Annotated in this window: 24 protein-coding genes; 11 read left to right on the top strand and 13 right to left on the bottom strand. The window is 68.2% G+C overall.

What is annotated here, in order from left to right; genetic code table 11:
- Nucleotides 1-13: 13 nt before the first annotated feature.
- Complete coding sequence (locus tag I55_RS24005) at nucleotides 14-529, bottom strand: hypothetical protein (RefSeq protein WP_044563163.1); 516 nt, start codon at nucleotides 527-529, stop codon at nucleotides 14-16.
- A gap of 323 nt (nucleotides 530-852) precedes the next feature.
- Between I55_RS24005 and I55_RS24000 the strand changes: the two genes are divergently transcribed.
- Nucleotides 853-1,359, top strand: coding sequence for a ferritin-like domain-containing protein (locus I55_RS24000; RefSeq protein WP_044563162.1), 507 nt, complete (start codon nucleotides 853-855; stop codon nucleotides 1,357-1,359).
- Between the two features lie 56 nt (nucleotides 1,360-1,415).
- Here the strand turns inward: I55_RS24000 and I55_RS23995 are convergent, their stop codons facing one another.
- Entirely contained in the window at nucleotides 1,416-2,915 is a 1,500-nt protein-coding gene (locus I55_RS23995) for a trehalose-6-phosphate synthase (RefSeq protein WP_083901387.1), read from the bottom strand.
- Between the two features lie 204 nt (nucleotides 2,916-3,119).
- Here I55_RS23995 and I55_RS39140 point away from each other — a divergent pair, with 204 nt between their 5' ends.
- Nucleotides 3,120-3,665, top strand: a complete 546-nt coding sequence (locus tag I55_RS39140) for a TetR/AcrR family transcriptional regulator (protein ID WP_049974445.1) — start codon at nucleotides 3,120-3,122, stop codon at nucleotides 3,663-3,665.
- Here the strand turns inward: I55_RS39140 and I55_RS23985 are convergent.
- On the bottom strand, nucleotides 3,662-4,531 hold the full coding sequence (locus I55_RS23985; RefSeq protein WP_044563160.1) for an alpha/beta fold hydrolase: 870 nt from the start codon (nucleotides 4,529-4,531) through the stop codon (nucleotides 3,662-3,664). The genes I55_RS39140 and I55_RS23985 overlap by 4 nt on opposite strands.
- A gap of 56 nt (nucleotides 4,532-4,587) precedes the next feature.
- Entirely contained in the window at nucleotides 4,588-5,355 is a 768-nt protein-coding gene (locus I55_RS33445) for a FadR/GntR family transcriptional regulator (protein ID WP_049974444.1), read from the bottom strand.
- Nucleotides 5,356-5,594: 239 nt separating this feature from the next.
- Here I55_RS33445 and I55_RS23975 point away from each other — a divergent pair, with 239 nt between their 5' ends.
- From I55_RS23975 to I55_RS23965, 3 genes are all read left to right on the top strand, one after another.
- On the top strand, nucleotides 5,595-6,380 hold the full coding sequence (locus I55_RS23975) for an enoyl-CoA hydratase (RefSeq protein ID WP_044563158.1): 786 nt from the start codon (nucleotides 5,595-5,597) through the stop codon (nucleotides 6,378-6,380).
- 67 nt (nucleotides 6,381-6,447) lie between these two features.
- Nucleotides 6,448-6,828, top strand: coding sequence for a hypothetical protein (locus I55_RS23970; RefSeq protein ID WP_044563156.1), 381 nt, complete (start codon nucleotides 6,448-6,450; stop codon nucleotides 6,826-6,828).
- Between the two features lie 18 nt (nucleotides 6,829-6,846).
- A complete protein-coding gene (locus tag I55_RS23965) occupies nucleotides 6,847-7,083 on the top strand; it encodes a hypothetical protein (RefSeq protein ID WP_044563154.1) in 237 nt (78 codons plus the stop codon).
- 2 nt (nucleotides 7,084-7,085) lie between these two features.
- On the opposite strand, the gene mhpT is transcribed toward I55_RS23965, so the two are convergent.
- Complete coding sequence (gene mhpT, locus I55_RS23960; RefSeq protein ID WP_044563153.1) at nucleotides 7,086-8,279, bottom strand: 3-(3-hydroxy-phenyl)propionate transporter MhpT; 1,194 nt, start codon at nucleotides 8,277-8,279, stop codon at nucleotides 7,086-7,088.
- A 202-nt stretch (nucleotides 8,280-8,481) separates the two neighbouring features.
- Between mhpT and I55_RS23955 the strand changes: the two genes are divergently transcribed.
- Nucleotides 8,482-9,561 carry a branched-chain amino acid aminotransferase gene (locus I55_RS23955; protein ID WP_044563151.1) on the top strand — a complete coding sequence of 360 codons (1,080 nt, stop codon included), beginning with the start codon at nucleotides 8,482-8,484 and terminating at the stop codon, nucleotides 9,559-9,561.
- Nucleotides 9,562-9,571: 10 nt separating this feature from the next.
- Here the strand turns inward: I55_RS23955 and I55_RS23950 are convergent, their stop codons facing one another.
- From I55_RS23950 to I55_RS23915, 8 genes are read right to left on the bottom strand one after another with little or no spacing between them, the layout of a single operon-like run.
- Nucleotides 9,572-11,068, bottom strand: a complete 1,497-nt coding sequence (locus tag I55_RS23950) for an FAD/NAD(P)-binding protein (protein ID WP_044563150.1) — start codon at nucleotides 11,066-11,068, stop codon at nucleotides 9,572-9,574.
- 41 nt (nucleotides 11,069-11,109) lie between these two features.
- Entirely contained in the window at nucleotides 11,110-11,892 is a 783-nt protein-coding gene (locus tag I55_RS23945) for an ABC transporter ATP-binding protein (protein WP_044563148.1), read from the bottom strand.
- Nucleotides 11,892-12,743, bottom strand: a complete 852-nt coding sequence (locus I55_RS23940; RefSeq protein ID WP_049974443.1) for an ABC transporter permease — start codon at nucleotides 12,741-12,743, stop codon at nucleotides 11,892-11,894. The genes I55_RS23945 and I55_RS23940 overlap by 1 nt, the downstream gene beginning before the upstream one ends.
- A 4-nt stretch (nucleotides 12,744-12,747) precedes the next feature.
- Nucleotides 12,748-13,731: an aliphatic sulfonate ABC transporter substrate-binding protein gene (locus I55_RS23935; protein WP_049974442.1), complete on the bottom strand. Its 984-nt coding sequence runs from the start codon at nucleotides 13,729-13,731 to the stop codon at nucleotides 12,748-12,750.
- 15 nt (nucleotides 13,732-13,746) lie between these two features.
- A complete protein-coding gene (locus tag I55_RS23930) occupies nucleotides 13,747-14,553 on the bottom strand; it encodes an ATP-binding cassette domain-containing protein (protein ID WP_083901383.1) in 807 nt (268 codons plus the stop codon).
- The gene (gene ssuC, locus I55_RS23925) at nucleotides 14,553-15,350 is read right to left on the bottom strand and encodes an aliphatic sulfonate ABC transporter permease SsuC (RefSeq protein ID WP_044563146.1); all 798 of its coding nucleotides are present in this window, start codon (nucleotides 15,348-15,350) and stop codon (nucleotides 14,553-14,555) included. Before ssuC ends, I55_RS23930 begins: the two co-directional genes overlap by 1 nt.
- Nucleotides 15,347-16,561: an FMNH2-dependent alkanesulfonate monooxygenase gene (gene ssuD, locus I55_RS23920; protein WP_044563145.1), complete on the bottom strand. Its 1,215-nt coding sequence runs from the start codon at nucleotides 16,559-16,561 to the stop codon at nucleotides 15,347-15,349. The genes ssuC and ssuD overlap by 4 nt, the downstream gene beginning before the upstream one ends.
- Nucleotides 16,558-17,520: a sulfonate ABC transporter substrate-binding protein gene (locus I55_RS23915; protein WP_044563144.1), complete on the bottom strand. Its 963-nt coding sequence runs from the start codon at nucleotides 17,518-17,520 to the stop codon at nucleotides 16,558-16,560. Before I55_RS23915 ends, ssuD begins: the two co-directional genes overlap by 4 nt.
- A gap of 478 nt (nucleotides 17,521-17,998) precedes the next feature.
- Here I55_RS23915 and I55_RS23910 point away from each other — a divergent pair, with 478 nt between their 5' ends.
- The 5 genes from I55_RS23910 (at nucleotide 17,999) to I55_RS23890 (ending at nucleotide 25,659) form a co-directional block, all read left to right on the top strand.
- Nucleotides 17,999-19,894, top strand: a complete 1,896-nt coding sequence (locus I55_RS23910; protein WP_148293933.1) for a hypothetical protein — start codon at nucleotides 17,999-18,001, stop codon at nucleotides 19,892-19,894.
- Between the two features lie 6 nt (nucleotides 19,895-19,900).
- Nucleotides 19,901-21,667, top strand: a complete 1,767-nt coding sequence (locus I55_RS33440; protein ID WP_049974441.1) for a glycoside hydrolase family 19 protein — start codon at nucleotides 19,901-19,903, stop codon at nucleotides 21,665-21,667.
- A gap of 212 nt (nucleotides 21,668-21,879) precedes the next feature.
- Entirely contained in the window at nucleotides 21,880-23,139 is a 1,260-nt protein-coding gene (tyrS, locus tag I55_RS23900; protein WP_044563141.1) for a tyrosine--tRNA ligase, read from the top strand.
- A 91-nt stretch (nucleotides 23,140-23,230) separates the two neighbouring features.
- Entirely contained in the window at nucleotides 23,231-24,055 is an 825-nt protein-coding gene (locus I55_RS23895; RefSeq protein ID WP_044563140.1) for a hypothetical protein, read from the top strand.
- A 119-nt stretch (nucleotides 24,056-24,174) separates the two neighbouring features.
- Complete coding sequence (locus I55_RS23890; RefSeq protein WP_252181291.1) at nucleotides 24,175-25,659, top strand: S10 family peptidase; 1,485 nt, start codon at nucleotides 24,175-24,177, stop codon at nucleotides 25,657-25,659.
- Nucleotides 25,660-25,976 lie beyond the last annotated feature (317 nt).

The following is a 25,976-nucleotide window of genomic DNA, read 5'->3' as shown; positions in this document are numbered from 1 at the left end:
GACCGATCAGACACTAGCGGGCCGTCTCCTGTAACAGTGCCGCCAGTTTGCTGTAATCTTCACGCAAGGCTGATAACTGCTCTTCCAGTTCCGCCTTGGTCCGCCGAAGCTGACCCACCGTGGCGGCATCGCTTACATCCGTACCATCCGCCACATAGACGATCCGGCGGCGGAACGGGCCGTAGATGCTGGCGTCGCCTCCGACCGAAACGGTAAACGGTGTGGACGCTTGCGATCCTGAACCCAGGGCGACGGCGCTGGGCGCATACGCACCGGCATGAAAGCCGATGGTGACCGCGTCGAGGGCGGGGGTGCCAGTATGGGTAGAGGTCACAGAGGTCGCCATCCATCCAATTGCTATGGAATGGTCACCATTGGCGACGGCTTTGTCCCCGATGGCGATGGCGCGACCATCAGACGCGAAAGCAGCCGATTCAGAGCCGATGGCGATCGAACCGGCTCCTTCCGCGCGAGAAAATTCGGGAGCGTGGGGTACGACCTTGATGAAATCGTCAGTGAGCGCGGCCATGGGGGAAACTCCTCGGCGCTTTGGGGAAGCCAAGCAGCGTCCCGCGTCGCAGGACAGCCGCCGTTTGAATTAACTGATGGCTCTGCCATCAATGCACTCATTAGTTGTTTTTCTGCCCACATGCAATCAAAAAGATTCTTTTTAAAAAGAATAACAACCTTGGGATATGGGGTGCGGATGATTGGGAGTCATGAGGGCGCCTTGCCCAAACCCCGGAAAGGTTTGGAACCAAACTCCTTAGCTGGACTTGATTGATTATCCGGGGCCTGCCGCAGGGGCCTCCCGGTCAAACGAGATCTTCTGATCCGCACAGGAGGAAAACCATGGGTTTGTTCACCAAGGACATCGAGTCGATGAACGATCTGTTCGTTCATCAGCTGAAGGATATTTATTACGCGGAAAAGCGCATCCTCAAGGCGCTGCCCGACATGATCGACAAGGCGACCAATGTGGAACTGAAGCAGGGCTTCGAGACCCACCTGCGGGAAACCGAAGGGCAGATCCAACGCCTGGAGCAGGTGTTCCAACTGCACGGCGTGGAGGTCGAGGCGGTGAAGTGCCCCGCCATCGATGGCATCATCGATGAGGCTGACGACGTGGCCGGCGATGTCGATGACAAGCAGGTGCTGGACGCGGCGCTGGTGGCCGCCGCCCAGGCGGTGGAGCATTACGAGATATCCCGCTACGGCACCCTGGTGGCCTGGGCCCAGCTGCTGGGCCGGGATGACTGCGCCGAATTGCTGGCCCAGAACCTGGCTGAGGAGAAGGCCACGGATGAGAAGCTCACCATGCTGGCCAAGGCTCGCATCAATGTGATGGCGGCGGAATAGCCGTTCGACGCCTGCCGATGTCGCCCCCGGATGGCTGGCCATCCGGGGGCATTTCCTTAATGCAATCCATTGGGGCCGATGGGGCTCCCCTCGCGGGAAGAGGCTTTGGAAACCGCCTTCTTCGGGGCGGCACTTTTCGCGCGGGTCGTCTTGGCGGCCGCCTTCGGCCGGGCGGTGCTGGGTGCGCCGGCCTTGCGGCCTTCCAGCGCGTCGGTGAACGCCTCCCCCCACGCCAATGCCGTCTTGTCCTTGATCACGTCCCACAGGCCCAGCCAGCGCTGCTTGCGCTCCGCCAGCGGCATGGCCAGCGCACGGCTCAGGGCCTGCGCGATCTGGTCGGGGTCATAGGGGTTCACCTGGATGGCGGCGTCCAGCTGGGTGGCGGCGCCGGCGAAGCGCGACAGCACCAGCACGCCCGGATCCTCCGGATCCTGGGCCGCCACATATTCCTTCGCCACCAGGTTCATGCCGTCACGCAGGGGGGTAACCAGGCCCACCCGGGCATGACGCATGTAGCTGGACACCGTGGCGCGCTGGCTGCCCTGGGTGACCAGCTTCAGGGGCGTCCAGTCCGGTTCCGCATAGGCGCCGTTGGTGGCGCCGGTGATCTTCTCCATCTCCCGCAGCAGGGTGCGGTAGGCTTGCACCCCCTCCCGCGACTTGGCGGCGATCTGCAGCAAGCTGACACGGCGATGCCAGCCAGGTTCCGCCGCCAGGAACTGGCGGAAGGCCGTCAGCCGCTCCACCAGCCCCTTGCTGGGGTCCAGCCGGTCCACGCCCAGCACCAGCAGCCGATCGCGCAGGTTGTGCGCCAGATCCTGGGCGGGGCGGCGGCGCATGGCGGCGTCGGTCTGATGGGCGAACTCCCGCGCATCGATCTCAACCGGGAAAACGCCCAGGCGCACGGTGCGGCCATCCACCTTCAGGACCAGTTTGCCCACCCGCCGGGCGCCGGCGTATTGCGCGGCCGTCTGGGCGAAATGTTCCGCGTCCGCCGCCGTCTGGAAGCCGATCAGGTCGGCGGCCAGCACGTCGCGGACCAGGCCTAGCAGGCCTTCGGATATGGCGGCCACCACCGGCGGCGGGAAGGGGATGTGCAGGAAAAAGCCGATGGGGTTGGCGACCTTGCGGGCGCGCAGCGCCGCTGGCATGGCCAGGAGCTGGTAATCCTGCACCCAGACAAGGTCGTCCTTCCTCAACAGGCCGGTCAGCGCCGCGGCGAAACGGTCGTTCACGGCGCGGTAGGTCTCCAGTTCCTGCGGCTGGAAGCGCACCACGCTCGGCAGGATGTGCATCAGGGGCCACAGCACGCCGTTGGCGAAGCCCAGGTAATATTTACGGTGCTCATCCGGCGTCAGGTCGATCATGGCGCAGCTGACGCCCTGGCGGTCGACGATGCGCGGCTCCGCGTCCGGGCGCTCGGCCAGCGCGTCGCTCCACCCGAACCATAGGCCCTTGCGCTCGCGCAGCAGGCCACTCAACGCCACCACCAAGCCGCCGGCCTGCGGCGTGCCGGCGGCGGGAACCCGGTTGGAAACGATCACCAGGCGTTTCATGGGAATGCCCCCTTGGATGTGACTGCCCGCCATGGCAACCCGCGACCGCCTCGGCGGTTCCCTCCGCCCTAGGATAAATTGCGCCGGTTCAAGGGCTTCCCGGCGAGCCTATTTTCCCAAGCGATGCAACCAGATGCGGCACTTCCGGGTTGTGCCCCCGGGGCTTTGTCCCTGGGAGCTTTGTCCGTGGGAAGGGGACGGCTGGTGCGTCGGGATGCGCGGGACCGGAGGGAGAAGCTGATCGCGGCGGCGGCGGCGCTGTTCCAGCGTGACGGCTATCACGTGGCGCTGGAGGCCATCGCGATGGAGGCCGGGGTGGGGCGCGCCACCCTCTATCGCAACTTCATTGACCGCCGGGCCCTTGCCCTGGCGGTGTTCGACCGTCAGCTGGCCGCCCTGGGCCAGGATTGGGTGGCAGAGGGCGCCAATGCCGCCGCGTTCTATCCCTTCCTGTGCCGTATCGCCCACCATGCCATGCTGCACGGCCCCCTGATCGCCAGCCTGCGGGCGGAAAGCGACGGGCCAGCTCTCATCCACGGGCTGCGCGCCCGGCTGGACGCCGTGCTGGCGCCACCCTTGGCCGCGGCCCAGGCCGCCGGCCTGGTGCGGGCGGACCTGACGGTGGCGGATCTGCACCGGGCGGCCAAGATGCTGGTGGCCGCCGCCGCGGACCGGCTGGACACCGACGGGCGAGACCAGGCCCTGGCCGACGCGCTGCCCCTGCTGGTGGAGGGGCTGAAGCCGCGTTAGCCTTCCCGATTCAACAGGAAGGGACGCGCCACCGCCAGGAAGTCGGCCAGCCGGTCATGATGGGGCCAATGGCCGGCTTGCGGTATGGCGGCGGTACGGACATCCCGGAACAGGGCGGCGGCGCCGTTGGCCACCGGATCCTCCACCCAGCTGTTGGCCCCGTTGACCAGCAAGGTGGGGCAGGTGACGGCCGACCACAGGGCCTTCAGTTCGTCCAGGCTGATGCGGAACGGGTAGGCGGTGCGGATGTAGTTGTCGAACTTCCAGCTGTAGGTGCCGTCCTCGTTCTGGTGCAGGCCGTGCACGGTCAGGTGGCGCGCCTGCTCGGTGGTGAGGAAGCCGTTTTCCGCCTGCATGCGGCCCACCGCCTCCTCCAGCGTCGCGTACTTGCGGGGGCCGCGGGCCGACAGTTCGTGCACCTTGTCCACCCAGGAGCGGAAGCGGTCGGCCAGGGGCTTTTGTTCCCGCAGTTCCTGCCAGGGCCAAGTGCCCTCCACCACCGCCAGGCGCTCCACCAGTTCGGGATACAGGCTGGCCAGGAACAGGGCGGCGGCGCCGCCATAGGAATGGCCCATCACCACCACCTTGCGGCCGGCGCGCTGGCGCAGCAGCTGCACCAGGTCGGCCACCACCTCGGCCAGGGTGTAGGCGCCGCCCAGGGACCACGCGGAATCGCCGTGGCCGCGCAGGTCGGGCGCCAGGATGTGGAAATCGCCCGCCAGCTCCTCCGCCACCCAGTCCCAGCTGCGGCAATGGTCGCGCCCGCCGTGGACCAGCAGCAGGGTGGGCTTGTCCTCCCGGCCCCATTCCGCGTAGTGCAGGCGTAGGCGATCGGCGAAGTAGAAGCGTGAAACGGGCCCGTTCATCGGCTTTCCCCTGTGATATTACGGGGGCGGAATGAAAGGCCCGCCCGCCTTCTCATTCAATCGCGCGCGGCGATGGACTCCCGCTCCACCTCCGGCGACACCCAGTCCAGCATCAGCCGGTTCTGCCGCCGCGCCAGCAGCACCGCCATCTCCGGGTCCCGGGCCAGGATGGCATCCACCATGCGCAGGCGGCCGGCGCGCCAGTGGGCGCACCGGTCGGGGTGGCCCTGGAAAACGCGCAGGTTGGCGTCGCGCTGGCCGAATTCGAACAGGGTACGGTGGAACAGCTCCAGCGCCGGATTGCCGGCCATGCGCATGAGGACGGCGTACAGCGCCACCTCGTCCCGCACCACGTCGGCGGCCAGGTAGGTCACGTCCAGGCGGTCCACCAGGTGCTGGCGGAATTCCGCCAGGTCGGCGCGGGCGGCCGTGGCGTCTGTGCCCGCCGGGGTGCCGGCCGCCAGGCGCGCGGCCTCGACATTCACCAGCTGGAAGGCGTCCAGCACGTCGCGCACCGTGGTCTGGCGCAGGCGCAGGTACAGGGCGGCGGCCTGGGTGACGGCGCCGATGTCCGGCCGGCGGCCGTAATAGCCGCCGCCATTGCCCCGGCGGACGACCAGCAACTGCTCCTGTTCCAGGATGCGGGCCGTCTGGCGCAGGGTGGGCCGGCTCAGGCCATAGCGGGCCAGCAGCTCTTCCTCCGAGCCCAGGGGGGCGCCATCAGGCAGGGCCAGGATCTCATCACGCATCCGCCGGGCCGCCTGGGCCGGCGCCCCGCCCCGGACGGGCAGGGCTTCGCGCGTCTTCGCAGTCTGGGTCGTCACGATCGCTGGGTTCACAAGGTACCGGTTTGGGGGCCACAGGCCCCGTCGTCGCGCCGGATCATTTCAGGATTGCCCCGAACAGGCAACCTTTCGGGGCGTGACCCGCTGTCCCGCCGCCGCTGTTCACAAGTTTCGCAATCATCCTTCTCAGCCTTCACCCCCTTTTCCTAGTCAGGCCCGGCCGATCGCTGAATACTCTGAGGGACTATTGGCAGCCGGCTTCGCAAGAGGGCACCCCCATGTCCGAGTTCGCGTACGAGAACATCCTGGTCGAGGTACGGGGGCCCGTGGCCCTGATCCGCCTGAACCGTCCCAAGGCGCTGAACGCCCTGTCGGACGGCCTGGTCACGGACCTGGAGGATGCGCTGAACCGGCTGGAGGATGACGCCGCCATCGGCGCCATCGTTGTGACGGGCAGCGAGAAGGCCTTCGCTGCGGGCGCCGACATCAAGGAGATGAAGGACAAATCCTACATGGACGCCTACCTGGGCGACTTCATCACCAAGAAGTGGGGCCGTCTGGCCACCTGCCGCAAGCCGACCATCGCGGCGGTCGCGGGTTATGCGCTGGGCGGCGGCTGCGAACTGGCCATGATGGCCGACATCCTGCTGGCGGCCGACACCGCCAAGTTCGGCCAGCCGGAAATCACCATCGGTACCATCCCCGGCGCCGGCGGCACCCAGCGGCTGACGCGGGCCATCGGCAAGGCCAAGGCCATGGAGCTGGTGCTGACCGGCCGCTTGATGGACGCGGCGGAGGCGGAACGGGCGGGTCTGGTGGCGCGCATCGTGCCGGCCGCCGACCTGGTGGAAGAGGCGGTACGGGTGGCGGAGAAGATCTGCGGCTTCTCCCGTCCGGCCGTCATGATGGCGAAGGAGGCGGTGGACCGGGCCTTCGAACTGACGCTGGCGGAGGGCCTGCGGTTCGAACGGCGGCTATTCCACTCCACCTTCGCGCTGGAAGACCAGAAGGAAGGCATGAGCGCGTTCGCCGAGAAGCGCCCGCCCCAGTTCAAGGGCAAGTGACGCGGGAATAGACAGGCAGCTGGCGGCGAAACGGGACGGGAGACGACGAAGCAGGGAGGGCTGCGGCATGGTGGCGACGGACGGACTGCCCGGCTGGCGGATGGCATCGATCCTGCTGGCCCTGGTCGATGCCTTGCATCCCTGGCGCATCTACCTGCTGGCGCCGTCCGCCCGGTGCGCCGGTGGCGCCATCGGCCACTTCCTGATCGTTATCGATGACGAGGCGCCGCTGCCCTGCTGGGACGGCAATCTGGCGCTGGACATCCTGGGCCGGCTGGACGTGCCGGCCGCCGTCTCGGTGCAGTGCATGGGGGATTTCCGCAGCACGCTGCAGGTGCAGGGCTCCATCGCCCAGCGCATGGTGGAGGAGGGGGAGCTGCTGTTCGCGGCCAAGCCGCCGCCGACCCTTTCGCGTGATCAGTTTCAGCATCTTAAACGCCGTTCTTGATAATCAAGGTGAGGGAGCATGCGTAGCGTCGTCAAGACAGTGGGCCCCGCGCGGTCCTGGGATGAGGAAAGCCTGGCCCGCCTGGTCGCCATGAACGCCGATGGCCAAGGCGACCGGGAGATCGCCCTGGCGCTGGGGCGCACCGTGGCCTCGGTCCAGCACAAGCGGCATCTGCTGCGCCTCAGCACCCCGGTCGACCACCGCCGGGGCCGCCGCATGCGCATGGAAGGCATGGAGGAGGGGGCGCCGGCGTGAGCTCACTCCCCTTCCGGTGACCTGCGGGCCACCAACACGAAGGTGGCTATCCCGCTCAGCAGGGCGATGGGGATGATGCCCGTCAGTACGTCGGCGCTGCTGCGGCCGGCGGCGATCAGCTGGCCCGCCAGCAGGGGCCCGGCGACAGAGCCCAGGCGGCCAGCGGCCACCACGGCCCCCACGCCCAGGCCGCGCACCTGGGGTGGGTAATAGCCGGGCGCCAGGCTGTAGATCAGGGCTTGGGCCGCCAGCACCGCCGCCCCCGCCACGGCCGCGATGGTCATCAGGAAGTTGGCGCCCGCCCCGGCCAGGCCGGCAAGGGCCAAGGCCAGCGTCAGGAAAATGCCGACCACGGCCACCCGCCTGTCGATCCGCTCCATCAGCTGGCCGGCGATGCCCGAGCCGCAGGCGCCGCCCAGGTTGAAGACGAGTTGCACCCCCAGCACCAGGGTGCGCGGCAGGTCGCGCGACAGCAGCAGGATGGGCAGCCAGTTCAGCAGCAGGTACAGCACCAGCAGGGCGAGGAAGGAGCCCAGCCACAGCGCGCCGGTATCGACGCGCCGCCCGGGCGCGAACAGGGCCTGTCTGATGACGATGCGCGCCTCCGCCGGGGCGGGCGGCACGCGGAAGGCCGGTAGTGCCCAGGCCAGGAACGGCAACAGCAGCAGGGGGGCGATGCCGCCCGCCCAGAAGACGCCCTGCCAGTCGCCATGTCCGCCGCGCAGCGACAGGAAGGCGGCGGTGGCGCCGCCCAGCGGCATGCCGGCGTAGATGATGGAGACGGCGGCCGCCTTGGCCTTGGGCGCGCATTCCGCCGCGATGGCGATCAGGTTGGGAAAGGCGCCGCCCAACCCCAGGCCCGTCAGGAAGCGGGCGGCCAGCAGGCTGGGAAAATCCCAGGCCAGCGCCGTGAGGCAGGAGAACACGCCGAAGACGCCCAGGGACAGCATCAGCGCCACCTTGCGGCCCCTGAGATCGGAGACGCGGCCGCCCACCAGCGCGCCCACGATCAGGCCGGCGATGGCGGCGCTGAACACCCATCCCATCCGCGACGGCGACAGCCCGAAGGCCGGGCCCAGATGGGGGGCGGCCACGCCGGCGGATTGCAGGTCAAACCCTTCGATGGCGGCGGCCAGGAAGCAGAGTGCCATGGTCAGGCGCCGAACGCCGGATCGTTCCCCCGCCGATCCCGCCATCCCGGTCACAGGCAATGTTCCACCCATCCCGTCCCCCGTCGTTATTCTTTAATGGCGTTTCCCATCAGATTTATCTTCGATCTGATCCCGCCGCTAGGCTGCTTTGAAAATCCGCCGTTACACCTGGGGGCCAAAATGCATGACCGTATCCGGCCGGCTGATCGGTTAGGCTGCTGGCTTGGGGACACGAAGGCTTGAGATCATGACGTTCACGATAGACCGCACTTCCAATCCGACCGACGCCGCCACGCTGGCGCGCATCCTGGAAAACCCCGGCTTCGGCAAGGTCTTCACCGACCACATGGTGACCATCCGCTGGACCGAGGGCCAGGGCTGGCATGACGCCACGGTCACGGCGCGGGTACCGTTCACCCTCGATCCGGCCTCCGCCGTGCTGCACTACGCCCAGGAAATCTTCGAAGGCATGAAGGCCTACCGCGCGGCCGATGGTGGCGTGACGCTGTTCCGGCCGGAGGCGAACGCCAGGCGCTTCCGGGAATCGGCGGAACGCATGGCCATGCCCCTGATCCCCGAGGAGCTGTTCCTGGAAGCGGTGGAACAGCTGGTGCGCATCGATGAGGCGTGGGTCCCGGGCGGGGAAGGCAGCCTGTACCTGCGCCCCTTCATGTTCGCCAATGAGGCCTTCCTGGGCGTCCGCCCGGCGTCGGACTACATCTTCTGCGTCATCGCCTGCCCGGTGGGCGCCTACTTCAAGGGCGGGGCCAAGGCCATCACCATCTGGGCGCCGGACAACTACACCCGCGCCGCGCCCGGCGGCACGGGTGCGGCCAAGTGCGGCGGCAACTACGCCGCCAGCCTGATCGCCCAGCTGGAGGCCAGCAAGCACGGCTGCGACCAGGTGGTGTTCCTGGACGCGGCCGAGCATCGCTGGATCGAGGAACTGGGCGGCATGAACGTCTTCTTCGTCATGGACGACGGCAGTCTGCTGACCCCGCCCTTGAGCGGCACCATCCTGCCCGGCATCACCCGCGACAGCATCATCCAGCTGGCGCGCAGCCTGGGCCGCACGGTGGTGGAGCAGCCCTACTCCCTGGCGCAGTGGAAGGAAGATTCCGCGACGGGCCGGGTGCGTGAGGCCTTCGCCTGCGGCACCGCCGCCGTGGTGTCGGCCATCGGCACGGTGCGGACGGCGGAGGGCGATTTCGTCATCGGCAACGGCGAGGGTGGGGCCACCACCGCCGACCTGCGCGAACGCCTGGTCGGCATGCAGCGCGGCGGTGTGCCGCCGCTGGTCGAAAGCTGGGTGCGCCGGGTGATTTAACGCTTCGCTTTCAGGCGGTGACGCGGGCGCGGACGCCCTTCTTCGTCGGCTCCGGCGCCGCCTGGCCCGGCAGACGGCGGGCGACGGAGCGCGCCACCTCCTCCGCGTGGATCAGCACCTGGGGCAGGCCCATCAGCTCACCGAAGGTGCCGCGCGCCAGGGGGCCAGAGACCCACAGTGTGTCGTCGGGCACCCCGCGCGCGTCGATCACCCGGCTCTGATCATCCACGGCGATACCCAGGCCCAGCGCGTCGGCGTGCAGGCGGCCGGTGGCGACCAGGGGCGCCAGGGCCGGCACGGCGTCGATCAGGTGGTCGTGCGCCGGGCCGGTGGCCACCACCACCACGTCCACCGTCCGGGTGAGGGGGGCGCCGCCCCAGCGGGGGCGCAGGGTGGCGCGGATGCCGTCGGCGTCGGCCGTGATGTCGGCCAGGCTGGCCGCCAGGATCTCCAGCTGCCCGCGTGCCTGCAAGTCCTGGATCGTCGCCTCCGGCTGCGGGGCGATGCGGTAGCGGTGGGCGTCCCAGAAGGGGCGCAGGTGGCGCAGCAGTTTGCGCTTCTCCGCCAGGGGCAGAGCCCGCCAGATGGTCCGGGCGTCGCGGCGCACGGCGTCAAGCACCGCTTGCCAGGGGCGCCCCTCCACCTCCGCTGCCGTCACGGTGGCGCGGATGCGGCGCAGCAGGGCCAGCGCCGTCACCTCCGGCCGGGTGGCGAAATCGCCCGCCAGCTCGGTCGCGTCCAGGGCATGGCCCCGGGGCGTCAGGCCCCGGCGGGAGAAGACGGTGATGGGGCCCTTGTGCCCGGCGGCCTGCAGGGTGGCCAGGATGTCGGCCATGGTCAGGCCCGACCCCACCACCAGCACGCGCGCCTCCGGCGCCACGGCGTCCAGGGCGCCCGGTGCCCACGGGTTGGCGATCAGGCGCGGGTCGTCGCCCAGGGCCTGGACCAGGGCCTTAGGCGGGGACGGTGGCGGATGGCTGGTGGCGATCACCACCATGTCGGCCACCAGCCGCGCGCCATTCTCCAGCGCCACGGCATAGCCGAAGGACTGGCCGGGCGGGGCGTCACGGGGGATGGGGGTGACGGCGGTCGCGCGCCGCTGCACGTGACGGATGTGGGCCGGGCCGTCGGCTGCCGCCTGCTCCCGCACCAGCCCGTCAAGGTAGCGCCCGAACTCCAGCCGGCTGGAGAAGATGTGCCCGCCCTTGACCAGGGCCTGCGGGTCGGTGGCCAGCACGCCGGAACGGCGCAGCCAGCGGTCGTAATGCCCCATGTCGGCGGAAAACGCGCTCATGCGCGCGGCCGGCACGTTGATGCGGTGCTGCGGGTCGGGGGTGGAATAGGCGACCCCGCCGCCCAGCAGCAGGCGCGGCTCCACGATGTCGATATCCACCGGCACGGTGGCGGTACGCGCCAAATGCAGGGCGGTGACGGCGCCACTGAACCCGCCGCCCAGGATGACGACGCGGGGGGCGGTTCGCTGTTGGGGGGCATTGCCCAGGGACATGGGAAACCCGATCAAGTGATACCGGTTACAGGTGATACCGGTTACAGGGCGGCGGCGGTCAGGCTGTCGGATGCCAGAGTGTCAGGGGCCAGCGATTGGTTCAAGGCGGCACGGAGCCGCCGTTTGTGAACTTCGAAATTATGGCTGTCGCGGTCGCGCGGGCGGGACAGGACCACCGCCTGGATGTCATCGACGCGACCGGGGCGGGGGCGCAGCGTCACCACCCGGTCGGCCAGTACCAGCGCCTCCTCGATGTCATGCGTCACCAGCACCAGGGTCGGCCGCTCAAAGGCCCACAGCTCCAGCAGATGGTCCTGAAGCGTGGTGCGGGTCAGGGCGTCCAACGCGGAAAACGGTTCATCCAGCAACAGCACCTGGGGCCGGGTGACCAGGGCGCGGGCCAGCGCCGCCCGCTGCGCCTGACCGCCGGACAGTTCGCGCGGCCAGGCGTTGGCGTGGGCGGTCAGGCCTACCCGTTCCAGCGCCGTGCCCACGCGGGCGGCCCGCTCCCCCGCCGCCAGGGCCGCCAGGCCGAAGCCGACGTTGTCGGCCACGCTGAGCCAGGGCAGCAGGCGGGGCTCCTGGAACACCAGGCCCACCGCCGGGTGGGGACCGCCGACCAGGTCGCCGCCCACCCGCACCAATCCGGCGCTGGGCGTCTCCAGCCCCGCGATGAGGCGCAGCAGCGTGCTTTTGCCGCAGCCGGAACCGCCGACGATGGCCAGGATCTCGCCCGCCGGCACGGTCAGGTCGATGCCGCCCAGGGCGCGCTGGCCGTTGGGGTAGGTCTTCGCGAGGCCCGAGATTTCAAGCGCCACGCTCATCAGCGGCCTCCCTGATAGGCGTCCTGCCAGCGCAGCGCGGGGGTGGCCAGGGCCACGATGGCGGCGTCCGCCACCTTGCCCAGCAGGGCGAAGACCAGGATGGCGGCAATGATCTGGTCAGGCTTGCCCAGTTGCTGGCCGTCCACCAGCAGATAGCCGATGCCCTCCGACGCGCCCATGTACTCGGCCGCCACCACGAACATCCAGCCCAGGCCCAGCCCGGTGCGCAGGGCCACCACCAGGGCCGGCAGGATGGCGGGCAACAGGATGCGGCGCGCCAGGTCCAGGCCGGACAGGCGGTGGATGCGCCCCACCTCCACCAACTTGCGGTCCACGCCCAGCACGGCCCCCATGACGCCCAGATAGACGGGGAAGAAGACGCCCACGGCGATCAGCGCCACCTTGGACGTCTCGAAGATGCCCAGCCACAGCAGGAACAGCGGCACCCAGGCCAGCGACGGGATGGCGCGCAGGCCTTGCAGTGTCGGGTCCACCAGGCGGCGGAACAGGGGGGAGTAGCTGGCGGCCAGGCCGGACAGGATGCCGGCCACCCCGCCCAGCACGAAGCCCAGCCCCACCCGGCCGGAGGTGGCGCCGACATGGGGCCACAGCTCCCCCGTCCGCGCCAGCTTCCACAGGGTGACGGCGATGCGGCTGGGTGGCGGCAGCAGCCTGCCGGTGGCCAGGCCGGAGCGCACCAGCGCCTCCCAAGCCAGGGCGGCGGCCACGGGCAGGCCCAGGCCCAGCAGTAGCGGGCGCCAGTCCGGGCGCGGCAGGCTCCAGGGCCGGGGCCCCGCCGCCGCGATGGCCAGCGCGCTGTTCTCCAAACCGGCCGTCGCCTCCGCCGTCATGGCGTCAACCCACGGCGAAGCGGCTGTCGACCAGCTCCGCCGCCACCTTGCGCACGTCCACGCCCGCCTCGATCAGGCCCACCTGCTGCATGGCGAGGCCGGAGGCCACCACGCTTTCCGCCTGGGCCGGCTTCAGGTGGCCTTGGGCGATGTCGGTGCGCTGCAACTGCTTGGCCACCACGGCGTCCGGCAGCTTGGTCTGGGCGACCAGGGACGCGGCCAGGGCATCCGGATGCGCCTGGGCGTGGGCGCGGGCCTTTTCGTACGCCGCCAGCACCTTCTGCACCAGGGCGGGGTTTTGGGCCGCGAATTCCTCCCGCACATTCAGGGCGCCCCAACTGATGAAGGCGGGGTTGCGGTACAGCAGGCGGGCGTTGTTCTCGACCTCCGCCGAGGCCATCAGCGGGTCCAGCCCGGCCCAGGCGTCCACGTCGCCGCGCAGCAGGGCCTGCTTGCCATCCGGGTGCTGCAACAGCACCAGCTTCACGTCGTCCTGGGTCAGGCCGACGCTGGCCAGCGCCCGCACCAGGAAGATGTGCGGGTCGGTGCCGCGGGTGACGGCGATGCGCTTGCCCTTCAAATCGGCGATGGCCTTGGCCGGGCTGTCCGCCGGCACCACCAGGGCCGTCCACTCCGACCGGCCGTAGACGTAGATGGAGCGGATCGGGTTGCCGCCGATGCGGCCCAGCAGGGCGGCGGCGCTGGCGGTGGAGCCGAAATCCAAGCTGCCGGCGTTCAGGAATTCCAGCGCCTTGTTGGACCCCAGCGACTGCACCCAGCGGACGGTGACGCCGTCGGCCTTCAGATCCTCCTCCAGCCAGCCCTTGTCGCGCAGCAGCAGGCTGATGGGGCTGTAGGTGGTGTAGTCCAGGCGCAGCTCGGTGGTTTTGGCCAGCGCCCGGGGCGCGCGCAGCAGGGGCGTGGCCGCCACCGCCAGGCCCCCGGCCAGCAGGGTGCGGCGGGACGGCGTGAAAATCCCGGTCGTCATGAGGTTTTCCTTCTTTTAGACGGCGTTGAGGATGCGGCGCTCCAGCTCGGCCAGGCGGGGGGCGCCGGCCGCGCGGGCGGCGCGGGGGAGGTCGATGGCGACATCGTCGGCGATGACGCCGTCGCGCAGCACCAGCACGCGGTCGGCCAGGGCCACGGCCTCCGCCACGTCGTGGGTGATCAGGACGGCGGTGAAGCCGTGCTGGCGCCACACCTTGGTCAGCAGGCGATGCATGTCACCCCGGGTCAGCGCGTCCAGCGCGCCGAAGGGCTCATCCAACAGCAGGATGCCCGGCTCTGTCACCAGGGCGCGGGCCAGCGCCACCCTCTGCTTCTGCCCGCCGGACAGGACGTAGGGCCAGTCGCCGGCGCGGTCGGCCAACCCGACCTCCGCCAGCAGGGCCTGGGCGCGGGCCTTCCAGCCGGGGCCGCGGGCGATGCCGACATTGCTCAGCACCCGTTGCCAGGGCAGCAGGCGGGCATCCTGGAACAGCAGGCGCACGTCCGGCTGCAGGCCCCGCCGCGCCGTGCCGGCGATACGGATGGTGCCGCCCGTCGGGCCGTCCAGCCCGGCGATCAGGCGCATCAGCGTGGTCTTGCCCCCGCCGGAGCGGCCGACGACGGCCACGAACTGCCCGGCGGGAATGACCAGGTCCAGGCCGCGCAGCACGCCCACGTCGCCGAAGGCCTTGGTGACGCCGTCGAAAGCCAGCTCCAGCCCCTTGCCGGTGCCGTGTGTGCCAGCGCCCTGTTCGCCGGTGCCCTCCCGGCAAGTGGCGGGGGCCGGTTCCTCAAAATCGGTGACCGCGCGCAACGGGACCATCACGCCGCCTCCAGTCCGGTGCGATAGGCCGGGTTCCAGTCCAGCGCCCGCCGCTCCAGCCAGCGGGACGCGATGTCGGCCAGCTTGCCCAGCAGGGCGTAGACGATGATGCCCAGCAGCACCATGTCGGTTTGCAGGAATTCCCGCGCGTTCATGGTCATGTAGCCGATGCCGGAGGAGGCGGAGATGGTCTCCGCCACGATCAGCGTCAGCCACATGATGCCCAGGGCATAGCGTAGCCCCACTAGGATGGCGGGCAAGGCGCCGGGCAGGATGACGCGCAGATACAGCGCCACCGGCCCCAGGCCATAGACCCGCCCCATCTCCACCAACCCCCGGTCCACCGAACGGATGCCGTGGAAGGTGTTGAGATACATGGGGAACAGGACACCCACGGCCACCAGGAAGACCTTGGCCTCCTCCCCGATGCCGAACCACAGGATGACCATGGGAATGATCGCCAGGTGCGGCACGTTGCGCAGCATCTGCAAGGAACTGTCCAGGATGTCCTCGGCCACGGGCAGGGCGCCGTTGATCAGGCCCAGGGCGAAGCCCAGGCCGCCGCCGATGACCAGGCCCAGGAAGGCCCGCTCCGCGCTGATGCTGACATGGTGGGGCAGGCTGCCATCCTTCAGGGTGGTCCAGAAGGCGACGGCGATGTCGCTGGGCGCCGGCAGCACCCTGGCCGACAGCCAGCCGGCCTTGGCCGCCACCTCCCAGCCCAGCAGCAGGGCCAGGGGCAGCAGCCAGGGCACCAGGCCCCGGCGCAGGGCCCTGCCGCTCAAGGCCCGGCTCATGATGCCGACGCCTGGCGCAGCGCCTCCGTCCCCTTGGCGGGGGGCAGGGTGTTGGCGATGCGCTCCCCAAAGGGGCCGTGGTTGGTGGCCGGGCCCCGGTCACGGCCCGTGCCGGCCGCCAGGGGCAGCAGGGGAAAGACCAGTTCGGCGAAGCGGTAGGCCTCCTCCAGGTGCGGGTAGCCGGACAGGATGAAGCTGTCGATGCCGACGGCCATGTATTCCTTCATGCGCTGGGCCACCGTTTCCGGATCGCCCACCAGGGCGGTGCCGGCGCCGCCCCGCACCAGGCCCACGCCAGCCCAGAGGTTGGGACTGACCTCCAGCTTGTCGCGCCGGCCGCCGTGCAGGGCCTGCATGCGGGCCTGGCCCACGCTGTCCATGCGGGCGAAGGTCTTCTGCGCCTGGGCGACGGTGTCGTCGTCCACATATTGGATCAGGTCATTGGCGGCGGCCCACGCGGCGGCGTTGGTCTCGCGCACGATGACGTGCAGGCGGATGCCGAAGGTCACCTTGCGGCCCTTGGCGGCGGCGGCGGCGCGCACGGTCGCCACCTTCTTCGCCACCTGCTCCGGCGGCTCGCCCCAGGTCAGGTACTTGTCCACCGTCTCCGCCGCCACATCGATGCCGGCGTCCGACGATCCGCCGAAGTACAGGGGCGGATAGGGGCGCTGTTGCGAGGGGAAGAACAGGCGCCCATCCTCGATGCGGATGTGCTTGCCTTCGTAATGCACCGTCTCGCCGGCCACCAGGCGGGTCCAGACCGACAGGAACTCCCGCGTCACCTCATAGCGTTCGGCGTGCGACAGGAAGATGCCGTCGCCGGCGTTTTCCACCGGGTCGCCGCCGGTGACGACGTTGATCAGCAGCCGGCCGTTGGACACGCGATCCAGGGTCGCCGCCATGCGGGCGGAGACGGCGGGCGACTGCAGGCCCGGCCGCACCGCCACCAGGAAGCGCAGGCGTTCCGTCAGCGGCGCCAGGGCGGAGGCCACCACCCAGCTGTCCTCGCAGCTGCGCCCGGTGGGCAGCAGCACGCCGTAATAGCCCAGGCTGTCGGCGGCTTGCGCGATCTGCTTCAGGTAATCGAAGCTGACGGCGCGGGCGCCATGGGTGGTGCCCAGGTAGCGGCCGTCACCATGGGTGGGGATGAACCAGAAGACGTTCGCTTCGGTAACGGGGGCCTCAGTAACGAGGGGGGTGGATTCGCTCATGATTTCGATCCCGGAATGGCGTCGGAAACCTTGATGGGCTTGGGGATGAGGCCCAGCTGGTAGAAGGTGTCGGCGATTTTCTGCTGGGCGGCGATCACCTCCGGCGTGATGGGCTGGATGCCATAGCCCATGCGGGCCAACGCCACCTCCAGCACTGGGGCGGGGATGCCGATCTGTGGGCTCAGGCGCTGGGCCACGGCCTTCTGGTCGCCCTTGGACGCGGCGTCGATGTCCTTCAGGCCCGTCAGGATGGTCTGCACCACCTGGGGCCGCGCCTCGTTGAAGCCACGTTCAGCCAGGTAGAACTGGTGGTTGGCCACCAGGTTGCTGCCGTCGGCGCGCACGCCGTCCACCAGCACGCGGGCCTGGGTGGCGGCGGCCGCGGCGGCATAGTAGGGGTCCCAGATGACCCAAGCGTCCACGCTGCCCTGTTCGAACGCCGCGCGGGCGTCGGCCGGGGCCAGGTAGGTGGGCTGGATGTCGGCGTAGGTCAGGCCAGCCTCCTCCAGCGCCTTCACCAGCAGGTAATGGACGTTGGAGCCCTTGTTCAGCGCCACCTTCTTGCCCTTCAGGTCCGCCACGCTTTTCAGCGGGCTGTCCTTGGGCACCAGGATGGCCTCCCCCTTCGGGGCCGGTGGTTCAACGCCGACATAGACGAAGGGGGCGCCGGCGGCCTGGGCGAAGATGGGCGGTGCCTCACCGGTGATGCCGAAGTCCAGCGCGCCGACGTTCAGCGCCTCCAGCAACTGGGGGCCGCCAGGGAATTCCCGCCATTCCACGGCGATGCCCTGGGCCTTCAACTGTTCGTCCAGCTTGCCGCTTTCCTTCAGCAGCAGCAGCGTGCCGTATTTTTGATAGCCGATGCGCACCGGCTTCTCCGCCGCGTGGGCGGTACCAATGCCCAAGGTGAGGGCCGCGGCCAGGGCCAGGCGGCAAAGGGCGGAGTAGGCTTTACCCATGACAGTCTCCCGTTGGTCGTCCGGCCGGCGAAGCCAAAATCCACAAAATTTAGCCGTTGAATGATTTACGCTGTGTGAATTTTCGTCCTGATGGGATGCTAAATTAACGTTAAGTGCAGCGTCAATATAGTTTAATAACATATATCTAATGTAAAATGAGTTCAGCAAATGGATTTGGGAGACGCCTCCACCGGCCTGTGTGTAGCCTTGGATTTGACGTTGCGGCAACATGCCTGAAGCACAGGGCCCGGTATGGCGGCGGTTCGGGTTGTGCTTTGTTCTCAGATACTCGTATTTATATTAATTTTTTGAAATTCTCCCTTGAGGAGGGTGCCGCAATTCTGTAACCATAGGAGGAATAGCCCCGCGAAAATTCACACTTAAAAGTGTAGGCGCCGCCAGTCCTTTTGGAGGTGACGTTACCTCCTTGGCATGGACCAGGCGTCTTCCCGGGGGAACAGGGCTAGGGGTGACGGGGATGAACTCAAAAAACCTGCTCCGGGCCGGAGCTGTGGCGGGGGCCTGCTTGCTCACCGGCTGTGTCGGTGTCACGGACAGCATCATCCAATTGGATCAGCCGTCCGGAGCGGCCGAGAGTAGCGGTCGGGGCAAATATGCCAGTCTGCCGGTCGCCCTGGGCTATGCGGAAACGGCGAAGAGCAAGTACATGGAGGCTGTCGCCAACCAGGCGCGGCTGACGACCTGGACGGGGGCGGCCCTTATCCCGATGGGCGGCGCCGCACTGGGCCTCACCTCGATCGGTGGCACGACGCGCACGGCCAGCATCCTCGGCCTCGCGGGTGCCACGGGGCTGGGCGTCGCCGGATGGCTGCGCAACCAGCCCGCGGCCGCCGCCTATCTCCAGGGTTACACGGCGGTCAATTGCGCCATCGAGATCATCATCCCGCTCAATATGAGCGATGGCAGCCTCAAGCTGTTGACTGAGCAAAGTGCGAAGCTCGGCGGTGAACTCGGCTCCCTCAGGCAGGCCATCGAGACGGTCGAGCGCGAGGCGCGTTCAGCCGACGCCAGAATGCGTGACGCGGCGTCCCTGGCCGTCCAGGCGGCGAAGAGCATCGCCCAGGCGGGTGACGAGGCTTATGAGAACGCGACGCGGGTGCGCGCCGACGTGAATGGCGCGGCCGGCCAGCTTGTCGTCACGGTTGATCGGATCGCCGCCGAGGTGAATGCCGCCGTCCTGACCAATCAGCCCTCCTTGGCTGCCTTGCCGGGAATCATCGGCGGGTTGGCGCAGGGCGCTGCGCAGATCGCGCCGACCAAGGCGGCCACCTCCACCGCCGGGGCCATAGCGACTTCGCAAGCCATGGCCGGAACCATCTTGGCCGATGCCATTGGCGTCCTGAAGGAAAAGGCGGCGGCCGTGGAAACGTCGACAGCCGCCGTCGTGGCTATCCTCAACACCGTGTCGGGCGACACGACGCGCGAGCAGCGCGCGGCGAAGCTCAAGAACTGCGGTGTCGACCCGGCTTCGATCGTGACGCCCCTGGTCTTCGAGCCGGCGACGGCACTTGAGGTCACAGAGGGCGACATGTCCGGTCGCCAACTCCTCATCTCCGGCGGGCAGGCGCCCTATGATGTAGCCTTCCAGAATGCGCCAAGCGGTCTCTATGCGCGACCGGCCAACACCTTTGGTTCCGTCACCATCCAGGCGGAGGCCAAGAAGGAACTGGAGGGCAACACCTACACGCTCCTGATCCGTGACAAGACGGGCCGGTCGAAGACGACGACGGTCAAGGTGGTCACGACGACGGCAGCGGCGACGGTAACGGCGGCAGGGGCTGGCGGCGGCAGCGGAAGTACTGCGCCGGCGGCGGGGGCCACGTCGGCATCGCACGGTGCCGATGCGGTTTTCCTAGGTCTCCCTACGGATGAAGACCGCAAGACACTGCAGCGCGCACTCTGTCTGGTCGGCAAGGATGGGGTTGATGGCCGATGGGGGCCGCAGACGCGGGACAAGCTGATCGCTTATCAGAAGGCCAGATCCGGCGCCGCCGTAACGGACGGCAACGGAGTCCTGACATCCGCACTCGCCACTGAACTGTTGGCGCAGAAGCCGGATGCGATAGAGAAACGGTGCGGGATTCCCGCCGCCGCCTCCGTCGAGCATTTGACGCGGATCGTAAAGGATTTTGGTCGGCCGTTCACAACCAACGTGCCGACGGCCGCGACGCCCATTCGGGTAACAGCCAAGGCGACTTCCTATGTGCCCAAGGACAACGCCGTCGAGTTCACCATCGCCGGTGACGTGGGTGAAACCAAGGATGACGTGATCGCGGGCGCGCTGCTCCAACGCGTTAAAGATGCCAAGAAATTCGAAGATCTGATCGCAAGCAACTTCCATATCAAGAGGTAGCGGACCATGGTGCGCCAGCCCAGGGAACCGGAGAAGCGGCCAAAGCCGGACAAGCAGCCCGCACGGTTGCGGAAGATTGAGGCACCCGAAGAGCATCCTGCCCCCGCCGCGGAACAGGCCTTCGCCGCGTTGCCCCTGACACTGCAGCGCCGCCTCACAGCGGAGATCGTGGTGACACGAGGCGCCGAGTTGCGCCGTGCCTACAAGGACGTGAAGGCGGTGGCAGCGGGATTCCGGACGAGGCAACATCACGGCCAGCGGGTGGTAACGGACGAACCTTGCGTTGTCTTCGTCCTTCGGAAAAAGCGTTCCCTGGAGGAACTGGAGCCCCAGCGCCCTCTGCCCCGGCACCTTCTGGCTTATGCCGAGCTGGACGGCGTTCGTCGGCTATGCGCCGTCCCGACCGATATCGATGAAGCTCCAAAGCGTCGCCGGGTCTCGCTCCACGCCAGCATCGATGTGCGGCCCGCAGATGGGGGCGAGGTGCTTCACGGGTCGCTCGCCTGCGCCATCGAGCGCGAGCTTGAGCCGGGGGTCCCATATCTTGTCAGTTGCCGACACGTCTTCGGCCATCCCACCTGGTACGAGGAAACGGCAGCTTCAAGCGTCATTTCCCTGCCCGGCCGGGATGAGCCGATCGCCGAGGCCGATGGGCTCTTCTTTGGGCGCCTTGGCGACGGCCTCGTCAGTTGTGACGTGCAACTGGGGCGGATCATGGATCCGGCGGGATGCCGCGAGGCGCTTGGCCATGCCGTCTTCGATGATCATTGCCGCGAGGAACACGACATCGTCGCGACCAGGCTTTTCATTTTATCGACAAGTGGCGCGATCCCGGTCGACTTCAAGCATGTCCTGCGTGATGAGCCAGGTAATTCATTGGATTACCTGGTAGCGGGTTGCAACCGCATCGTTCACGCATCGCTCATCGAAATGCAGTACGCCGGCGAGCCGGCGGGCCGGGGTGATAGTGGCAGCGCGATCGCGACCCGGGCGGACGGTGGCCTGCTGGTCGGCATGTTCATCGCGAACAGTGAAGATAAGAAGTTGGCCTATGCGGTGCCAGCTTGGGATCTGCTGAAGCCGGGGAATTATGATCCGGATTCTGCCGACGAAACGTGGCGGCTGCTCCCGGGCATCCCGGTGCCGGCCACGGAGGCCCCAGCAGCCGAGACGTCCGTCGCCGACTTTGAAGCGGAGTTCACGCGCGCATTTCCGGGTGCCACCATCACCGACGGGATGCGGGAAGGCGTCAGCGCGTTGCGGGCCGCGGCTGCGGAGGCCGATGTCACCGATAAAAGCCAGATCGCCTACATCCTGGGCACCTGCTGGCACGAGACCGGTGGCCGGATGGAGCCGGTACGCGAAGCCTTCGGCGCGAATGATGATGAGGTGGCACGCCGGCTCGATCGCGCCTTTGAAAATGGGCAGATCACGAACCGGTACTGGGACAAGGCGCCGAACGGGCAGCGCTACTATGGCCGCGGTTATATCCAACTCACTTTTGCCGGGAACTACAGCAAGGTCGGCCGGGCGCTGGGCGTCGGCGACGACTTCGTCGACAACCCCGATTTGGTGATGGAACCGGCGACGTCGGCGAAGATCGCTGTTATCGGCATGCGCGATGGTTTGTTCCGGCCAGGGAACCGGCTGTCGGGGTTCGATCTCAGGACCGATGAGGGGCGCCGCGAGGCGCGGGCGATTGTCAATTCAAGGGGAGACCGTGCCACCGAAATCGCGGAGTATGCCAAGCGGTTCCTATCTTGCCTCGCCTAGCGGGACGGGCCATCCGGTTGACAAGGCGGCGAGGGTGGACAAGGATGACCCCATGGTCACGACGCTGCCCCTCTGCTGCACGTATTACGCGCCCTCCTCATAGGGGCGGCGTTGTTCGATCATGTTGAAACGATGCCGCCGCCAAGGCGGCAGTCGTTTTGAAAAGCGGTCTCCCTCCCTGGTGGCGGTCCACCACCCCAGGGAACCGCTGAATGGACACGCTTAATCCTCCCCGCCACGACTTCCGCTCCTCCGCCTTGCGAACGCTAGAGGCGCGCGGCTACCTGCACCAGTGCACCAATCCGGAGGGGCTGGACGCTGCCTTCGCCGCCGGCGTGGTGCCGGTCTACATCGGTTTCGACGCCACGGCGGATAGCCTGCATGTCGGCCACCTGCTGCCCATCATGACGCTGCGCCGCCTGCAACGCTTGGGGCACAAGCCCATCGTGCTGATGGGGGGCGGCACCACCCGGGTGGGCGACCCCAGCTTCCGCGCCACGGAACGCCCGCTGTTGAGCGACGATCAGATCGCCGCCAACATCCAGGGCATCCGCCGGGTGTTCGAACGCTTCCTGACCTTCGGCACCGGCCCCATCGACGCCGTCATGGTGGACAACGCCGACTGGCTGGACCGCCTGGGCTATATCGACCTGCTGCGAGACGTCGGCCGCCATTTCTCCGTCAACCGCATGCTGTCCTTCGACAGCGTGAAGGCGCGGCTGGAGCGGCAGGACCCCATGAGCTTCCTGGAATTCAACTACATGATCCTCCAGGCCTACGACTTCCTGGAACTGCACCGGCGCGCCGGCTGCCTGGCGCAGATGGGTGGGTCGGACCAGTGGGGCAACATCGTCAACGGCATCGACCTGGTGCGCCGGCTGGAGGGGCGGGAGGTGTTCGGCCTGACCACGCCGCTGCTGACCACGGCGTCGGGCGCCAAGATGGGCAAGACGGCCGGCGGTGCGGTCTGGCTGAACGCCGACCGGTTGTCGCCCTACGACTACTGGCAGTTCTGGCGCAATACCGAGGACGCGGACGTCGGCCGCTTCCTGCGCCTGTTCACCGATCTGCCGCTGGAGCGCATCGCGGCGCTGGAGGGCCTGGCCGGCACCGGCATCAACCAGGCGAAGGAGGTGCTGGCCGATGCCGCCACCACCCTGGCTCACGGGGCCGATGCCGCCCAGGCGGCCAACGCCACCGCCCGCCAGGCCTTCGCCGGCGCGGCGGCCCAGGGCTTGCCCGAGGTGACGCTGACGGAGGATGAGGGGCGGGACGGGGCCGTCATCGTCGACCTGCTGGTGCGCGGCGGGCTGGCGACCTCGAAGGGGGAGGCGCGGCGCCTGATCGCTGGCGGCGGCGTGCGGGTGGAGGGGGAAGCGGTCAGCGACCTGGACGCCCGCTTGACGGTGGGGACTGCACCCCTGCGCCTGTCTGCGGGGCGCAAGCGCCACGTCCTGGTGCGCCGGCTGTGACGATGAAACGGTGGGCGCCAGGCGATCCCTTGCGCCCACCGTTGCCCTTGGGCACAGTTCATCCGGGCAAGCATGAGGCGTCGGGGGCGTCATGGGCAAGTGGGCGGTCATCACCTTTCTGGCGGCTTTGTTGGGCGCGGGTGCCGCGCTGGCGGCGGAGCCATCCCCACCGCCCGGCCTGACGGCGGCGGACTGCCGGGCGCCCGCCTCCGCCTCCCTGCAGGCCTTGTGCACCGATTCCGGCCTGCGCCAACTGATCGAGGGCGTGCAGGACGTACCCTATGTCCGGTTGGGGCGGGCCTGGACCCTGGATGCCGACGTGTTCCGGCGCTGCGATTCCACGCTGGATGCCCGCGCCTGCCTGGACCAGGAATACCGGATGAAGGTCAAGGCGGTTCAGGCGGAATCGGCCAAGCGCGCCACCGCCTACGTCCCGGACGGCAACAAGGCGGACGCCAAGGCCCTGCTGGCCCGCCTGGCCGGGCTATACAAGCACCGCGTCCGCACCGCCGACGGCCCCGGCCATGAGGCGGAGAACGTGTTCGAGATCGTTGGCGTCGGCGATGCCGCCGCTTATGTGCGCATGCAGCTGTTCTTCTACGACGGGCAGACCTGCGGCATCGCCGGTGTCGCGGAATACAAGAAGATTGGCGGCTTCGTCTTCCAGGACCCCGACCGGCACGACCAGTGCCTGCTGACCGTTTCGCTTACCGGGGGCGAGGTGGGGTTCAGCGACCCCAACGGCAGCTGCCAGAAGTTCTGCGGGACGCGTGGCAGCCTGACGGAGGAGACCTTCCTGCTGAAGCAGAAGAAGAAGGCCCGCAGCCTGTCGGTCCTGCGGAAAACGCCCGAATTCCAGCAGGCCATGCAGGACTACACCGCCCGGCGCGCCGGTGTCGCCAAGGCCGATCGCTGAAGCGGCTTCAACCGCATAAAAATTGCCGCTGGTGCCCCTGTCGGCGGGACAACGCAAAAACATTCCACGGGCGGCCGGTATATTTCCCCTGAGAACAGGGTGCCTGAAGGGGAACGAGGATGACTGGGAAACGAGACCGCCGCCGATTGGGCGGCTTGGCCGCCGCGCTGATGCTAGTCACGGCGATGCCGGCCTTCACCAATGCGGCGGCGGCCGAGGCGCCGGTGGCAACCCATCACACCACCACGCTGAACGGCCGCAAGCTGGGCTATACCGCGACAGTGGAAGGCACCGACGTGCTGGACGCGGCGGGCCAGCCGGGCGCCCACCTCGTCAGCTTCGCCTATATCGCCGACGGCATGAAGGAGCCGGCCAAGCGTCCGGTGTTGTTCGTCTTCAACGGCGGGCCCATCACCGCCTCCTTGTGGCTGCACCTGGGCGTCATGGGGCCGAAGCGCGTGGCCGTGCCGGACGACCTGAAGGCCGATCCCAGCACCTTCACCCTGGTGGACAACCCTTATTCGCCCCTGGACGCCACCGACCTGGTGTTCATCGACCCGGCCTCCACCGGCTTCAGCCATGTGGCGCCGGGCGTGGATCCCAAGAGCTATTACTCGGTGAAGGCGGACGGGCAGCAGGTCACGGCCTTCATCCAGGCCTGGCTGACGCAGCACAACCGCCTGGGCTCCCCCGTCTATCTGCTGGGGGAGAGCTACGGCACCATGCGCGCGGTCGAGGTGGCGGGCCAGCTGGCCGAACTGCCGAAGCCCATCCTGTTGGATGGCGTGGTTCTGATGGGGCAGGCGGTCAACATCATCGAATACGCCCAGCGGCCGCAGAACATCATGAGCTACGTGGTGTCGCTGCCCACCCTGGCGGCCATCGCCTGGTACCACCAGAAGGTGGACCGCCACGGCCTGTCGCTGGAGGCCTTCGTGGATGAGGCGCGGCGCTATGCCCAGAGCGACTACATGCCGGCATTGTATCAGGGCAGCGATCTGCCCACGGCCGACCGCGACCGCGTGGCCCAGCGGCTGCAGGAACTGACCGGCATCCCCGCCGCCTATTACCGCGAGCATGCCCTGCGCATCAGCAAAGAGACGTATCGGGGTGAGCTGCTGAAGGACCAGGGCCTGCTGCTGGGCCGGGCCGACGCGCGCTACACCGCCCCCATCACCGACAAGGGCATAGCCCCCGACCCCTTCGGCGCCTCAGTGATGGCGCCGTTCTCCCGCCTGTTCAACGACTACATCCACAACGACCTGAAGGTCGACCGGACGGACCCCTATGTGGAGATGGCGGAGGTCGGCGGGCTGGACGATTGGGGCTGGAGCTTCGCCTCGCCCTTCGCCAACTGGGCCTACGGCGACCGGCTGCTGAAGGCTATGAAGGCCAATCCGAAGTTCCAGCTGCTGATCGGTAACGGCTATTACGACACGCAGACCACGGTGGGCGCGGCGGAGCTGCTGGCCCGCCAGGGCGGCTGGCCCCAGGGCCGCGTGCACCTGACCTTCTATGAAGGCGGGCACATGGCCTATACGGTGGAGAGCGCCGCCAGGAAGTTCGGCGCCGACATCCGCGCCTTCGTCAAGCCGGCTTCCTGACCGTCTCCATTCCAGGAAGCCAGTGAACGCCCGCAGGTCTGCCGCCTGCGGGCGTTCGTTTTTGAAGACCGCGGGGGACCGGCGCGCCAGCCTAAGGGGCGGAAGGGCGGAAGGGCGGAAGGGCGGAAGGGCGGAAGGGGACCGCCGACTATGTACGGACAAGATGCGAATGATTCTTATTGACTAATCAACCAATTTCACCGATGCCTGACCGCCGACGCCATCCTGACGCTTACTTTAAATTTGCGACTAAGACGTAATCGCATTTGGTGTCGGTGGGTGAAGTCAAGGCCGGTCGGGACCGGCGGCGGTCGTGA

Source organism: Azospirillum sp. B4 (assembly GCF_000333275.1).
In the GTDB taxonomy this organism is placed as follows: domain Bacteria; phylum Pseudomonadota; class Alphaproteobacteria; order Azospirillales; family Azospirillaceae; genus Nitrospirillum.
Note: the sequence above shows the minus strand (reverse complement) of the source record. Positions and strands in the feature narration are given on the sequence as shown.

Excerpts from the sequence above, each read along its gene's own strand:
- I55_RS23895 (WP_044563140.1), top strand. The coding sequence starts at position 23,231 with ATGGGCAAGTGGGCGGTCATCACCTTTCTGGCGGCTTTGTTGGGCGCG.
- I55_RS23930 (WP_083901383.1), bottom strand. The coding sequence starts at position 14,553 with ATGGTCCCGTTGCGCGCGGTCACCGATTTTGAGGAACCGGCCCCCGCC.
- I55_RS23975 (WP_044563158.1), top strand. The coding sequence starts at position 5,595 with ATGTCCGAGTTCGCGTACGAGAACATCCTGGTCGAGGTACGGGGGCCC.
- I55_RS33440 (WP_049974441.1), top strand. The coding sequence starts at position 19,901 with ATGGTGCGCCAGCCCAGGGAACCGGAGAAGCGGCCAAAGCCGGACAAG.
- ssuD (WP_044563145.1), bottom strand. The coding sequence starts at position 16,561 with ATGAGCGAATCCACCCCCCTCGTTACTGAGGCCCCCGTTACCGAAGCG.
- I55_RS23940 (WP_049974443.1), bottom strand. The coding sequence starts at position 12,743 with ATGACGGCGGAGGCGACGGCCGGTTTGGAGAACAGCGCGCTGGCCATC.
- I55_RS23985 (WP_044563160.1), bottom strand. The coding sequence starts at position 4,531 with ATGAACGGGCCCGTTTCACGCTTCTACTTCGCCGATCGCCTACGCCTG.
- I55_RS23935 (WP_049974442.1), bottom strand. The coding sequence starts at position 13,731 with ATGACGACCGGGATTTTCACGCCGTCCCGCCGCACCCTGCTGGCCGGG.
- I55_RS23915 (WP_044563144.1), bottom strand. The coding sequence starts at position 17,520 with ATGGGTAAAGCCTACTCCGCCCTTTGCCGCCTGGCCCTGGCCGCGGCC.
- I55_RS23955 (WP_044563151.1), top strand. The coding sequence starts at position 8,482 with ATGACGTTCACGATAGACCGCACTTCCAATCCGACCGACGCCGCCACG.
- mhpT (WP_044563153.1), bottom strand. The coding sequence starts at position 8,279 with ATGGCGGGATCGGCGGGGGAACGATCCGGCGTTCGGCGCCTGACCATG.
- I55_RS23910 (WP_148293933.1), top strand. The coding sequence starts at position 17,999 with ATGAACTCAAAAAACCTGCTCCGGGCCGGAGCTGTGGCGGGGGCCTGC.
- I55_RS23970 (WP_044563156.1), top strand. The coding sequence starts at position 6,448 with ATGGTGGCGACGGACGGACTGCCCGGCTGGCGGATGGCATCGATCCTG.
- I55_RS23945 (WP_044563148.1), bottom strand. The coding sequence starts at position 11,892 with ATGAGCGTGGCGCTTGAAATCTCGGGCCTCGCGAAGACCTACCCCAAC.
- tyrS (WP_044563141.1), top strand. The coding sequence starts at position 21,880 with ATGGACACGCTTAATCCTCCCCGCCACGACTTCCGCTCCTCCGCCTTG.
- I55_RS23965 (WP_044563154.1), top strand. The coding sequence starts at position 6,847 with ATGCGTAGCGTCGTCAAGACAGTGGGCCCCGCGCGGTCCTGGGATGAG.
- I55_RS24000 (WP_044563162.1), top strand. The coding sequence starts at position 853 with ATGGGTTTGTTCACCAAGGACATCGAGTCGATGAACGATCTGTTCGTT.
- ssuC (WP_044563146.1), bottom strand. The coding sequence starts at position 15,350 with ATGAGCCGGGCCTTGAGCGGCAGGGCCCTGCGCCGGGGCCTGGTGCCC.
- I55_RS23950 (WP_044563150.1), bottom strand. The coding sequence starts at position 11,068 with ATGTCCCTGGGCAATGCCCCCCAACAGCGAACCGCCCCCCGCGTCGTC.
- I55_RS23995 (WP_083901387.1), bottom strand. The coding sequence starts at position 2,915 with ATGAAACGCCTGGTGATCGTTTCCAACCGGGTTCCCGCCGCCGGCACG.
- I55_RS23890 (WP_252181291.1), top strand. The coding sequence starts at position 24,175 with ATGACTGGGAAACGAGACCGCCGCCGATTGGGCGGCTTGGCCGCCGCG.
- I55_RS24005 (WP_044563163.1), bottom strand. The coding sequence starts at position 529 with ATGGCCGCGCTCACTGACGATTTCATCAAGGTCGTACCCCACGCTCCC.